This is a genomic window from Pseudomonas sp. B1(2018) (genome assembly GCF_003097365.1).
In the GTDB taxonomy this organism is placed as follows: domain Bacteria; phylum Pseudomonadota; class Gammaproteobacteria; order Pseudomonadales; family Pseudomonadaceae; genus Aquipseudomonas; species Aquipseudomonas laurylsulfatiphila.
Map to the genome: position 1 here is coordinate 52459 of NZ_PYUK01000012.1, position 12335 is coordinate 64793.

General features: G+C 60.1%; 15 protein-coding genes. 3 read left to right on the forward strand and 12 right to left on the reverse strand.

Annotation, left to right across the window (positions count from 1 at the left end):
* The first annotated feature begins 24 nt into the window (after positions 1 to 24).
* The gene (locus C9422_RS19330) at positions 25 to 267 is read left to right on the forward strand and encodes a hypothetical protein (protein ID WP_116581805.1); all 243 of its coding nucleotides are present in this window, start codon (positions 25 to 27) and stop codon (positions 265 to 267) included.
* The gene (locus C9422_RS19335; protein WP_116581806.1) at positions 264 to 1601 is read left to right on the forward strand and encodes a sigma-54 dependent transcriptional regulator; all 1338 of its coding nucleotides are present in this window, start codon (positions 264 to 266) and stop codon (positions 1599 to 1601) included. Before C9422_RS19330 ends, C9422_RS19335 begins: the two co-directional genes overlap by 4 nt.
* An 84-nt stretch (positions 1602 to 1685) precedes the next feature.
* On the opposite strand, the gene thiO is transcribed toward C9422_RS19335, so the two are convergent.
* Genes thiO through C9422_RS19370 form a run of 7 tightly spaced genes read right to left on the reverse strand, consistent with a single transcriptional unit; the run spans position 1686 to position 5772 of the window.
* Positions 1686 to 2786 carry a glycine oxidase ThiO gene (thiO, locus tag C9422_RS19340; RefSeq protein WP_116581807.1) on the reverse strand — a complete coding sequence of 367 codons (1101 nt, stop codon included), beginning with the start codon at positions 2784 to 2786 and terminating at the stop codon, positions 1686 to 1688.
* A 56-nt stretch (positions 2787 to 2842) separates the two neighbouring features.
* The gene (locus C9422_RS19345) at positions 2843 to 3244 is read right to left on the reverse strand and encodes a type IV pilin protein (protein ID WP_116581808.1); all 402 of its coding nucleotides are present in this window, start codon (positions 3242 to 3244) and stop codon (positions 2843 to 2845) included.
* Between the two features lie 14 nt (positions 3245 to 3258).
* Positions 3259 to 3600 carry a hypothetical protein gene (locus C9422_RS19350; RefSeq protein WP_256589995.1) on the reverse strand — a complete coding sequence of 114 codons (342 nt, stop codon included), beginning with the start codon at positions 3598 to 3600 and terminating at the stop codon, positions 3259 to 3261.
* A 58-nt stretch (positions 3601 to 3658) separates the two neighbouring features.
* Positions 3659 to 4099: a PilX N-terminal domain-containing pilus assembly protein gene (locus C9422_RS19355; protein ID WP_371924806.1), complete on the reverse strand. Its 441-nt coding sequence runs from the start codon at positions 4097 to 4099 to the stop codon at positions 3659 to 3661.
* Between the two features lie 49 nt (positions 4100 to 4148).
* A complete protein-coding gene (locus C9422_RS19360; RefSeq protein WP_116581810.1) occupies positions 4149 to 4856 on the reverse strand; it encodes a PilW family protein in 708 nt (235 codons plus the stop codon).
* Positions 4853 to 5302, reverse strand: coding sequence for a type IV pilus modification protein PilV (gene pilV / locus C9422_RS19365; protein WP_116581811.1), 450 nt, complete (start codon positions 5300 to 5302; stop codon positions 4853 to 4855). Before pilV ends, C9422_RS19360 begins: the two co-directional genes overlap by 4 nt.
* The gene (locus tag C9422_RS19370) at positions 5299 to 5772 is read right to left on the reverse strand and encodes a GspH/FimT family protein (protein ID WP_116581812.1); all 474 of its coding nucleotides are present in this window, start codon (positions 5770 to 5772) and stop codon (positions 5299 to 5301) included. Before C9422_RS19370 ends, pilV begins: the two co-directional genes overlap by 4 nt.
* A 124-nt stretch (positions 5773 to 5896) precedes the next feature.
* Between C9422_RS19370 and C9422_RS19375 the strand changes: the two genes are divergently transcribed.
* A complete protein-coding gene (locus C9422_RS19375) occupies positions 5897 to 6436 on the forward strand; it encodes a GspH/FimT family protein (RefSeq protein WP_116581813.1) in 540 nt (179 codons plus the stop codon).
* Here C9422_RS19375 and ispH read toward each other — a convergent pair.
* The 5 genes from ispH to ribF all read right to left on the reverse strand — a co-directional run bounded on the left by ispH (position 6405) and on the right by ribF (position 12240).
* Positions 6405 to 7352, reverse strand: coding sequence for a 4-hydroxy-3-methylbut-2-enyl diphosphate reductase (gene ispH / locus C9422_RS19380; RefSeq protein WP_015096888.1), 948 nt, complete (start codon positions 7350 to 7352; stop codon positions 6405 to 6407). The genes C9422_RS19375 and ispH overlap by 32 nt on opposite strands.
* Before the next feature lie 154 nt (positions 7353 to 7506).
* Positions 7507 to 7944, reverse strand: a complete 438-nt coding sequence (gene fkpB / locus C9422_RS19390; RefSeq protein WP_172435717.1) for an FKBP-type peptidyl-prolyl cis-trans isomerase — start codon at positions 7942 to 7944, stop codon at positions 7507 to 7509.
* A 7-nt stretch (positions 7945 to 7951) separates the two neighbouring features.
* Complete coding sequence (gene lspA / locus C9422_RS19395) at positions 7952 to 8464, reverse strand: signal peptidase II (RefSeq protein WP_007970932.1); 513 nt, start codon at positions 8462 to 8464, stop codon at positions 7952 to 7954.
* Positions 8457 to 11288 carry an isoleucine--tRNA ligase gene (gene ileS, locus C9422_RS19400; protein WP_116581814.1) on the reverse strand — a complete coding sequence of 944 codons (2832 nt, stop codon included), beginning with the start codon at positions 11286 to 11288 and terminating at the stop codon, positions 8457 to 8459. Before ileS ends, lspA begins: the two co-directional genes overlap by 8 nt.
* A gap of 13 nt (positions 11289 to 11301) precedes the next feature.
* Positions 11302 to 12240: a bifunctional riboflavin kinase/FAD synthetase gene (gene ribF / locus C9422_RS19405; RefSeq protein WP_104451400.1), complete on the reverse strand. Its 939-nt coding sequence runs from the start codon at positions 12238 to 12240 to the stop codon at positions 11302 to 11304.
* Positions 12241 to 12335 lie beyond the last annotated feature (95 nt).

The window sequence follows — 12335 nt, forward strand, 5'->3', positions numbered from 1 at the left end:
ATTATTCAAGACCTCTCTCTGCGAATGAACCGGGTAATCGAAAACGTCCTGTACCTGCAGCGCCGCGCGCCAATGTCGCCGCCATGGCTTGACCTGAAATCACTGGAAATACTCGATCACGAAGCCCCCGCCCCGTATTTCAAGGGCCCGGGGCTTTATCTGTCCGGCCAGCCGGGCGAAAGCATTCTGTCCCGCCTAGACTTCAAGGCACGCCAGGAAAGCGGCTGCTTTTGCATGACCTTTGCTCACGGACGGAACCTAGTTTGAATACGAGACCACGACAAAAAGTCTTGATCGTCGATGACGAACCAGACATACGCGAACTCCTGGAAATCACCCTGGGAAGGATGAAACTGGAGACGTTCAACGCTCGCAATGTCGGAGAAGCGCAATCACTGCTGAAAAGCGAAACTTTCGATCTCTGCCTGACCGACATGCAGTTGCCGGATGGCACCGGCCTGGAGTTGGTGCAGCACATCCAGCAACGCCACCCTCAGGTCCAGGTGGCGATGATCACCGCCTATGCCAGTCTCGAAACCGCAATCAATGTGCTCAAGGCCGGTGCATTCGACTTCCTCACCAAACCGGTGGACCTTCCGCGCCTGCGTGAACTGGTCACCAGCGCCCTGCTGCTTCCTGCCCGCGGGGCCGACATCGATCGCCGTTTGCTGGGCGACTCATTACCCATGCGCAACCTGCGCAAGCACATCACCAAACTGGCCAACAGTCATGCGACGGTATACATCAGCGGAGAATCCGGCAGTGGCAAGGAATTGGTCGCGCGCCTGATCCATGATCAAAGCCCCCGCGCCAAGCAGCCGTTCATTGCGATCAACTGCGCGGCGATTCCCTCGGAACTGTTGGAGAGCGAGTTTTTCGGCCATCGCAAAGGCAGCTTCAGCGGCGCCATCGAAGACAAACCCGGACTGTTCCAGACCGCTCACGGCGGCACCCTGCTACTCGACGAAGTGGCCGACCTGCCGCTGGCCATGCAAGTCAAACTGCTACGCGCCATTCAGGAGAAAGCCGTACGCAGCGTCGGCGGGCAACAGGAAGTGGCGGTGGATGTGCGCATTCTCTGCGCCACACACAAGGACCTTGGCGCCGAAGTCGCCGCCGGGCGATTTCGGCATGATCTTTACTACCGTTTGAATGTGATCGAACTCCGGGTGCCGCCCTTGCGCGAGCGTCGCGATGACATCGAGGTGCTGGCCAGTCACATACTCAAGCGCCTGGCCGCCGATACGGGTCAACCGGCAGCCAGACTCCACCCCCAAGCCCTCGATGCACTGAAAAGCTATCGCTTCCCGGGCAACGTGCGGGAACTGGAAAATATGCTCGAACGGGCTCATACCTTGTGCGAGGACAATCAGATCGAAGCAGGCGACCTGCGCCTGGCTGAGGGCAATTGCGCAGCTGAAGGTGGAATGCCGGACCTGACCCGGATCGACAATCTGGACACCTATCTGGAAAACGTCGAACGCCAACTGCTGCTCCAGGCCCTGGAGGAAACCCGCTGGAACCGCACGGCGGCGGCTCAGCGGTTGAATCTGTCATTCAGGTCGATGCGTTACAGGCTCAAGAAATTAGGGCTGGATTGAGGCTTTAAAAAGATCGCAGCCTGCGGCAGCTCCTACAGGAGGTGCGTTCCCATCATGTAGGAGCTGCCGCAGGCTGCGATCTCTTCAAAGTCTTCCGGCAGGCGCATAAGGCGCCGGATCGATAATCGGCGTACGACCCAGCATCACATCGGCAAACAACTGACACGACGCCGGCGCCAACACCAGTCCGTTACGGTAATGCCCACAGTTGAGCCAGAGCCCCTCAAACCCCGGCACCGGGCCGATATAGGGAATGCCCTCGGGTGATCCCGGGCGCAATCCGGCCCAGTGCCCCACCACTTCGGCATCGGCCAGTGCCGGGATCAATTCCACCGCCGACGCCTTCAGGCTTTCCAGCGCAGACCCGGTCGGCGTCTTGTCAAAACCTTCATGCTCCAGCGTACTGCCGATCAGTATGTGTCCGTCGCGCCGGGGAATCGCATAACGGCCCTTGGCCAGGACCATGCTTGGCAGGAAATCCGCCGCGCACTTGTAGAGAATCATCTGCCCTTTCACCGGCTCGACCGGCAGCGTCAGATCAAGACACTTGAGCAATTCACCGCTCCAGGCTCCCGCCGTCAGAACGACTTGATCGCCGAGAACAACACCGGTGGCGGTCTGCACGCCGACCACTTTGTTGCCGTCACGAACAAACCCGCTGACTTCGCACTGCTCATGGATCGTCACGTTCGGCAGCGCCAGCAACGCGGCCTTGAGCGACTTCACCAGACGAGGGTTACGCACGTTGGCGACATCGGCCATGTAGATCGCCCGGGAAAAACCGCTGCCCAGCACTGGCACCGCGTCGTGTGCCGCCGAGATATCCACGGCACTCAACGGACGATGTTCCCGCGCGGCCCAGGCCAGCGCTTGGGCCTCGTCATCCAGATCCAGCCAATACAGACCGGTGGTATGCACTTCAGGATCAACACCGGTGGCGGCGAACAAGCGCTCGCCCAGTTGTGGATAAAAGTCCTGGGACCAGTGAGCCAACGCAGTGACCGCCGGGCTATAGCGCCACGGGTAAAGCGGCGAAACGATGCCGCCACCGGCCCAGGACGACTCCTGACCGACGTTCGAGCGATCCAGCAGCACAACGCTTTGCACTTCGGAGGCGAGATTGAAGGCCGTCAGCAAGCCAATCACCCCACCGCCGACAATCACTACTTGCTGTTGCCTGGTCATGTTCTGATCCAATCGTTAAATAGACAGAGGGTGCAAAAAGCACCTGAAAAAGAAACTCAGCGCCCCCAGCAATCTTTGCTGGTCAGGCCGGACTTCGCATTGACCATACCCAGTACACCGGTGTTGGTGATGGTCAGATCACCGCATTTGTCAGTGGCCATGCTTGAGCCGGCCTTGCGTACCGCCGTCAGCAGAAAGGTCTGCTCGGTCAGGGCTGGAGTGATGCTGTAGTAGTCATTGCCGGCGCTGAGGCCCGTCGCATCGGTGTAGACATTTTTCTGCGAGTAGAAGCGTTCCAGGAGCTGCGCCTGCTCCGAAAGCAGACCCGCCACTTCCGCGCGACGGCCCTTGTTCAGGTACTCGGTGAAACTCGGGGCGGCAATGGTCATGACAATCCCGATGATCGCAATCACGATCATGATTTCGATCAGGGTAAAACCGCGGTTGGAACTACGCATGCCTCAACTCTCACTTACTGTATTTGTCGCCACATGATGCGACGGCTGCCGCCGGATTTTTCCATCCCCGGCGTGTCGTCGCCAGTGGAATCGTTTACGACCCCGCCATTGTCGCCGGTATCCTGGGGCGAATGTTCTCCGACGAAGATCACACCCTCGGACAGCGTGTCGAGGTTGTCGACCACGCCATCGGCGTTGCTGTCGAGCATCTTAACGCTGATCGCTTCGGGCAGCTTCAGGCAGAAGGCTTTCAAGCCCTGATTGCCATGATAGAAACCGTACCAGTTGCCATTCGCCAGACAGGTTGGCCGGTTCAGCGCTGGCGAATCCGCTGGCGTGGCTGCATGCGCCGACATCGACAGGTCAAGCGCGACAACGACGCCGAGCAGGTGTGACCATAACCTGACAGATCGCTCAGTACTTCGCATAGATACTCTCCACCACACTGCGCGAATGCCCCGCGATGCCGACTGCCGTTACCCGATACAAGGTCGCCTGGGTATTGATTGGCACATTCACCGCCTTCTTGCTGACACCGATGTTTTGCACGCCATAAAAACCTTTGCCCGATGCAATCCAGGTCACTCCGGAGGTGGCGTTGAAGCCGGCGGCGGTAATAGTCGAGGACTCGGACGGTGGTGCACATTGAACGATGCCGCTGCAAACAGGTAGCGCATAACTGTCCCGTTGCACTCCACTCTCGCCTACCCGCAATGCTGACTCGGCGCTCTGAAACGACTGGTTGTGCAAGGCGACGCTACCGGCCATTTTTTCCTGCAGGGTCGCGCTCTGCATCGAGGAGAGACCAATCAGCGTCAGCAAGAGCAAGAAGACCAGACTGACCAGCAGCGCCATGCCGCGCTGGGTGTGATATGTCACGGGAGAACGATTCAATGGCATTCCCTCATGGCAAGCGGTTGCGCAGAGCGGCAACCACGTTGAAGGTTTGATCGCTCACCCGGCGGCTCGGGTCGGTGAGGGTCAGGCTCAGGCGTACGCTACGAATCAGCGCGGGGTCCGGCGGGTTGCTGCTGTAGCGGGATGCAGCCAGATCAGTGGCCGTGCTGGCCAAGCCAAAGCTCACGTCGAAAGCGCTGACGTTATCCACCAGTACCTGGTCTGCTGCGGCCCCGCCCTTCATGAGCAATTGGTTGTTGCTGAACCTGTAACTCAGCCGCCGGATCGGAAATGCCTGCTGCCCTGCCGCTGGCGTCCGGCCTTCACTGTAGGCCGTCGAATGGGTTTTACAATCGGAAAGCACGGTCCAGTCCGGCTTGTCGCCATTGCTGCCAACATCCGACATCACCAGCGTCAACTGGCGGCCGCCGTTTTCCCAACGAATCGGCGTTGTACGACTGGCATGGAAATCACCTTTCTCACTTGAATCAGTGATCGTTTCCAGACAACCGAACATCCCGACCATGCGGATTTCCTTAATCATTTTGCTCAACACAAAACGTGCATCCTCCTGCATGTTCGCGGCCGCATTCTGACTGAGATAGGTGTTCTTGGCCGCGATGAAAACCTGCACCACGCCGAGCACCACGATCAGGCTCAATGCCAGGGCGATCAGCAACTCGACCAGGCCGAAGCCTTTGCTGCAACGAGTCATGGGGTCGCCCCCGGATCGACGGCTGTGCGGCTGGTCAGGACGAAGCTGCGCCGCGAGTCGGCAGTATTCGCGGCCCGTGAGTCGTCCCAGTTGATCGTGATGGTGTACAGCTGCTGGTTGACGGTGACCCTGCCGGTCGCGGTGGCGCCGAGTGAGCTGACAATGTTGGCGTTGAAGTCAAACAGGTCCTGATCCCGGGTAACGTCCGGATTGCCCGAAGCCGGAGGCGCAATGGTGTAGTCCGCAGCGGCATTGGCGCGAATGCGGTCCAGCATGTCGTAGGCGATAAAACTGGCCTGACTGGTCATGCGCGCGCTGTCCGTGTACTTCAGCGCATTGAGCTGAAACGCCGCTGCGCCCAGCAACCCCACCCCCAGAATGACTAACGCCATCAGGACTTCGATCAGCGTCATGCCCTCCTGCGAGCCTTGCATCCCTGCCCTCATCCGCAACGTCCCCCCAATAGAATTCGTCCGTTCAAACACACTGTCAGCGTCCTGCTTTGTGCTCCCCGCCCATAGCTGATCATCACCTCCGAGGACGGCGATGACAATCCGCCCAGACTGTTGAAATCGATAGCAGTGACGCCAGAGGTTAGCGCCAGAGTTGCGCCGTTGCTCATCGCCGGAACAACCCGCAATACATTGGCCAAAGCGCCAGTACCGTCGTAAATCGCCAGCTCTCCACTCCAGGCATCCCCGCCGGCTGTCGGCCGCACCCGCGTGGTATTGCCCCGATCGATGGCCTCGAGCCGGGCAACATTCAACGCTCGGCGCAGGTCCGCGATTTCGGTATCAGCCCTGGTTGTTTGAGCCGAGCGTTTAAACGCCGGGACGGCCATGGTGAGCAGGATCAGAAGAATCGCGAGCGCGATCAGCAACTCGATCAGCGTGAAACCTTTTGTACGATGCTCCATCGGGCCCTTCTGTTTCCTTCGGCTATACCTGCTGTTGCGCAGCACAACGTTCGAACGATGCTGTGCGTTGCCATTTCTCGCGCACGGATTGCGCGAGCCACAGCACGCCACGGAGGGAAATATCATGCGACAACACGGCTTCAGCCTGATCGAACTGCTCATGGGACTGGCAATTACAGGAATTGTTCTGCTTCTGGTGACTCCGGCGTTCGCAACGCTGATCGAGTCGAACCAAAGACAGCAAGCGGCGCAGGCTCTTTTCAGTGGTATTCGCACCGCCCGGAGCGAAGCCATCGTCCGTAACCAGGCCGTGGTGATTCACAGCATCAATGGCGACTGGAGCCAAGGCTGGCGGATGATCCTGGATATCAGCGGCAAGGGGCAGATGGACAGCGACAATCCACTGTTGGCCGAACGCCAGAGCGGCGCACGCGTGTCGATTGCAGGGAACGGTTCGGTCGAAAGCTCAATACGATTCAAAGGTCAGGGCGAAGCACTGATTGGAGGAACGTTATACATTTGCGCCGCTCGCGAGCAGGTAAGCCGACATCAAGTGGTGTTGGCACGGACCGGTCGCGTCAGCCTGCGCAACGACAAGGTTGAGCAGGCGTTATGCGGGAAAAGGACTGAATTCAGAGCAACGAGCGAACGCGCAGTTCTTTAGGCATCGAGAACGTGATGTTCTCCTCGCGACCGGCCAGCTCATCGGCACCGGTGGCACCCCAGGCCTGCAACTGCTGGATCACGCCGCGCACCAGGACTTCCGGGGCGGATGCGCCAGCAGTGATGCCGATACGCTCGACGCCGTCGAACCAGCTCTTTTGCAGGTCTTCGGCACCGTCGATCAGGTAGGCCGGAGTGGACATGCGCTCTGCCAGCTCGCGCAAGCGATTGGAGTTGGAACTGTTCGGGCTGCCGACCACCAGCACCACATCACACTCGTCGGCCAGTTGCTTGACCGCGTCCTGACGGTTTTGCGTGGCGTAGCAAATGTCGTCCTTGCGCGGTCCGCCGATGGCCGGGAAGCGCGAACGCAGGGCGTCGATAACACGACTGGTATCGTCCATCGACAAGGTGGTCTGGGTCACGAAGGCGAGCTTTTCAGGGTTGTTCACCTGCAACGCCGCGACATCTTTTTCGTCTTCGACCAGGTAGATCGCGCCACCATTGCTGGCATCGTACTGGCCCATGGTGCCTTCGACTTCCGGGTGACCGGCGTGGCCGATGAGAATGCACTCCCGGCCGTCACGGCTGTAGCGCGCCACTTCGATGTGGACTTTGGTCACCAGCGGGCACGTGGCATCGAACACTTTCAGCCCGCGGCCAGCCGCTTCGCTGCGCACGGCCTGGGAAACGCCGTGTGCACTGAAGATCACAATGACGTCGTCCGGCACCTGATCCAGCTCTTCGACGAAGATCGCACCACGGGAGCGCAGGTCTTCGACGACAAATTTGTTGTGGACCACTTCGTGGCGCACATAGATAGGCGGCCCGAAGACTTCCAGGGCGCGATTGACGATTTCGATCGCCCGGTCCACACCGGCGCAGAAGCCACGGGGGTTGGCGAGTTTGATTTGCATGCTGTGCCTCGTGTCTTGCGCTCGAAATATTGGATCACTGCAATCCCTGTGGGAGCGGGCTTGCCCGCGAGGAGGGCCTGACAGCCAACTTTGATGTCGGCTGATGTACCGCTATCGCGGGCAAGCCCGCTCCCACAGTGGTCTGCTTTGTTTCTTACAACGCTTTGACGGAAATGATTTCCACGTCAAAGGTCAGCGTTTTGCCCGCCAGCGGGTGGTTGAAGTCGATGGTCACTTGCGCGTCGTCGAACTCTTTCACCACGCCCGGCAGTTCAGTATTGGCCGCATCGTTGAAGATCACCAGCAAACCCGGCGACAGTTCCATGTCTGCAAACTGCGAGCGCGGAATGATCTGCACGTTTTGCGGGTTTGGCTGGCCGAACGCGTTTTCCGGCTCGATGCTCAGTGTACGCTTGTCACCGGCCTTGAAACCGAACAGGGCTGCTTCGAAACCTGGCAACAGGTTGCCGTCACCGACCTTGAAGGTCGCCGGGGCTTTGTCGAAGGTGCTGTCCACCGTGTCGCCATTCTCCAGGCGCAATGCGAAATGCAAGGTGACTTCCGTGTTCTGGCCGATGCGTTGCTCAGCCAATACCTGTTCAGTCATGAACGGTTTCTCCGGTCTTTTTACTTTTGAACATATCCAGTGCCAGCATCACCGCACCAACGGTAATTGCGCTGTCGGCAAAGTTGAACGCCGGGAAATACCAGCGGTTCTGCCAATGCACCAGAATGAAATCGATCACATGGCCCAGGGCAATGCGGTCATACAGATTGCCCAGCGCGCCACCGAGCACCAGCGCCAGCGCAACCGCCAGCCAGGTCTCGTTGCGCCCCAGACGCTTGAGCCACACCACCAGCACCGCACTGACCACCACCGCGATCAAGGCGAACAGCCAGCGCTGCCAGCCGGAGCTGTCAGCCAGGAAGCTGAACGCCGCACCAGTGTTGTAGGCCAGGGTCCAGCTGAAGTAATCGGGGATGATCACGATCTGCTGGTACATCTGGAGCTTGCCTTCGAAGTAGAACTTGCTGGCCTGGTCGATGACCAGGACCAGCAAACTCAACCAGAGCCAGCTCAGCCGTCCGAAACGGCCAACGGCATTAGGCATAGTGACGGACCTCGCCAGCGCCGCTGATGTTGTCCACGCAACGACCGCAGATTTCCGGATGCTCCGGGTTCACGCCGACGTCTTCGCGGCAGTGCCAGCAACGGGCGCATTTAGCGTGGGCCGACTTGACGATCTTCAGCTTCAGGCCGCTGACTTCAGTGACGACCGCGTCCTCTGGTGCCTTCACAAACGGTGCAACGCTGGCAGTCGAGGTGATCAGCACGAAACGCAGTTCGTTGCTCAGCTTGGCCAGGTCGGCAGTCAGCGCGTCTTCGGCGAACAGCGTCACTTCGGCCTGCAGGTTGCCACCGACAGCCTTGGCTGCACGCTGGATTTCCATCTCTTTGTTGACCGCGACTTTCACTTCCATGATGCGGTCCCAGTAGGCGCGACCCAGCTCGAAGCCTTCCGGTAGTTCGCTCAGGCCTTCGTACCAGGTGTTGAGCATGACGGACTCGTTACGCTCGCCCGGCAGGTACTGCCACAGTTCGTCGGCGGTGAACGCCAGGATCGGCGCGATCCAGCGCACCAGCGCCTCGGAGATGTGGAACAGCGCGGTCTGGCACGAACGGCGGGCCTTGCTGTCGGCGCCGGTGGTGTACTGGCGGTCCTTGATGATGTCGAGATAGAAGCCACCCAGCTCCTGCACGCAGAAGTTGTGGATCTTCGAGTACACGTTCCAGAAGCGGTATTCGCTGTAGTGCTCTTGCAGCTCACGCTGCAGCAGCAGGGTGCGATCCACGGCCCAACGGTCCAGTGCCAGCATTTCTTCGGCCGGCAGCAGGTCGGTGGCCGGGTTGAAACCGGTCAGGTTCGACAGCAGGAAACGCGCGGTGTTACGGATACGCCGGTAGGCGTCCGCACTGCGTTGCAGGATCTGCTCGGAAACGGCCATTTCACCCGAGTAATCGGTCGAGGCAACCCACAGACGCATGATGTCGGCGCCCAGGGTGTCGTTGACTTTCTGCGGCGCGATCACGTTGCCCAGGGACTTGGACATCTTGCGGCCGGACTCGTCGACGGTGAAGCCGTGGGTCAGCAGTTCGCGGTACGGCGCATGATTGTCGATGGCACAACCGGTCAGTAGCGACGAGTGGAACCAGCCGCGGTGTTGGTCCGAGCCTTCCAGGTACAGGTCGGCGCGTGGGCCGGTTTCGTGGCCCATCGGGTGCGAACCACGCAGGACGTGCCAGTGCGTGGTGCCCGAATCGAACCAGACGTCCAGAGTGTCGCTGATCTTGTCGTACTGCGGCGCTTCGGCACCCAGCAGCTCGGCGGCGTCCAGCTTGAACCAGGCTTCAATGCCTTCGACTTCGACGCGCTTGGCAACTTCTTCCATCAGTTCGACGGTACGTGGGTGCAGCTCGCCGCTTTCCTTGTTCAGGAAGAACGGGATCGGCACACCCCAGTTGCGCTGACGGGAGATGCACCAGTCCGGACGGTTGGCGATCATCGAGTGCAGGCGCGCCTGGCCCCAGGCCGGGACGAACTGGGTATCTTCAATGGCCTTGAGCGAGCGCTGGCGCAGGGTGTCGCCAGTGGTCGGCTGCTTGTCCATGCCGATGAACCACTGCGCGGTGGCGCGGTAGATCAGCGGGGTCTTGTGGCGCCAGCAGTGCATGTAGCTGTGTTCGATGACGGTGGTGTGCAGCAGCGCACCGACTTCGGTCAATTTGTCGACGATGGCCGGGTTGGCCTTCCAGATGAACTGGCCGCCGAAGAACTCCAGCGAAGGCACGTACACGCCGTTGCTTTGTACCGGGTTGAGGATGTCATCGTTGACCATGCCGTACTTCTTGCAGGTCACGAAGTCGTCCACGCCGTAAGCCGGTGCGGAGTGAACCACGCCAGTACCGGCGCCCAGTTCGACGTAGTCGGCCAGGTATACCGGCGACAGGCGGTCGTAGAACGGGTGACGGAAGTTGATCAGTTCCAGCGCCGAGCCAGCAGCGGTAGCGATCACCGAACCTTCCAGCGAGTAGCGCGCCAGGCACGACTCGACCAGCTCTTCAGCCAGCACCAGCAGCTTGTCGCCGACGTCGACCAGGGCGTAGTTGAATTCCGGGTGGACGTTCAACGCTTGGTTGGCCGGGATGGTCCACGGGGTGGTGGTCCAGATCACGATCGATGCCGGTTTGCCCAGGGCAGGCAGACCGAAGGCGGCAGCCAGCCTGGCTTCGTCGGCAATCGGGAAGGCCACGTCGATGGTCGAGGACTTTTTGTTCTCGTACTCGACTTCCGCTTCAGCCAGGGCCGAACCGCAGTCGAAGCACCAGTTCACGGGCTTCAAGCCCTTGAACACGAAACCGCCCTTGACGATTTCAGCCAGGGCACGGATTTCCCCGGCCTCGTTCTTGAAGTCCATGGTCTTGTACGGGTTGGCGAAATCGCCCAGCACGCCCAGACGGATGAACTCGGATTTCTGCCCTTCGATCTGCTCGGTGGCATAGGCACGGCACAGTTCGCGGGTCTTGTCCGCGCCCAGGTTCTTGCCGTGGGTCACCTCGACCTTGTGCTCGATCGGCAGGCCGTGGCAGTCCCAGCCCGGGACATAAGGCGCGTCGAAGCCCGACAGGGTCTTCGAGCGGATGATCATGTCCTTGAGAATCTTGTTCAGCGCATGACCGATGTGAATCGTGCCGTTGGCGTACGGAGGGCCGTCGTGCAATACGAACTTCGGACGATCCTTGCCAATCTCTCGCAACTTTCCGTACAGGCCAATACTGTCCCAGCGCTGCAGGATCTGCGGTTCGCGCTGTGGCAGGCCGGCCTTCATTGGGAAGGCGGTGTCCGGAAGGTTTAGCGTGGCTTTATAGTCGGTCATTTAAGGCTCTTCATTAGCGATGGGCGCTAGGTGCGGCTAGTGCACGGGCGGCGGCGACATCCGCGCTGATCGCCGTTTTCAGTGCCTCCAGAGAGGCGAAACGCTGCTCTTCACGCAGCTTGTGGTGGAAAACCACCGTTAAACGCCGGTCATACAGATCGCCGGCAAAATCTAAAAGATGCACTTCCAGGTGGGCTTTGCCATCACCTTGAACCGTGGGCCGCACGCCGATATTGGCGACGCCGGGCCAGGTCTTGCCGTCGATCTCGACGTCCACCAGGTAAACCCCGGTAAACGGTACGCGACGGCGCTTGAGTTGTATGTTGGCCGTGGGCGTACCCAACTGCCGAGCGAGCTTCTGGCCATGCAATACGCGACCGGCGATCCGGTATGGCCGCCCGAGGAGGCGTTCGGCCAGGGCGAAATCCGCGGCGGCCAGGGCATTGCGGACCTGCGTGCTGCTGACCCGGATGCCATCGAGCTCGACGGTTTGCGCCGCTTCGACGGTAAATCCCTGAAGGATGCCGGCCTGTTGCAGGAAATCGAAATCTCCCGCGCGATCACAACCGAAACGGAAGTCATCACCGACCTCCAGGTGCTGGACACCCAGGCCATCGACCAGAATCGTATCGACGAACTCGCTGGCGCTGAGCTTGCTCAGGCGCTGGTTGAAAGCCAGGCACAGAACGCGGTCGACGCCTTCGGCGGCCAACAATTGCAGCTTGTCCCGCAGACGGGCCAGACGGGCCGGTGCGGTCTCCGGAGCGAAGAACTCGCGCGGTTGCGGCTCGAAAATCACCACGCAACTGGGCACGCCCAACTCGAGCGCACGCTCACGCAGCCGCGCCAGGATAGCCTGGTGACCACGGTGTACACCGTCAAAGTTGCCAATAGTGGCGACACAGCCCCGATGCTGGGGGCGCAGATTGTGGAGGCCTCGAACCAGCTGCATAACGCGCTTCTTGCTCATAAAGTGGTCGATTATAACCACACCCGGCGGCCGACGACAGGCAACACCGTAACCCAAAGTGATCGAACCGACAAAAC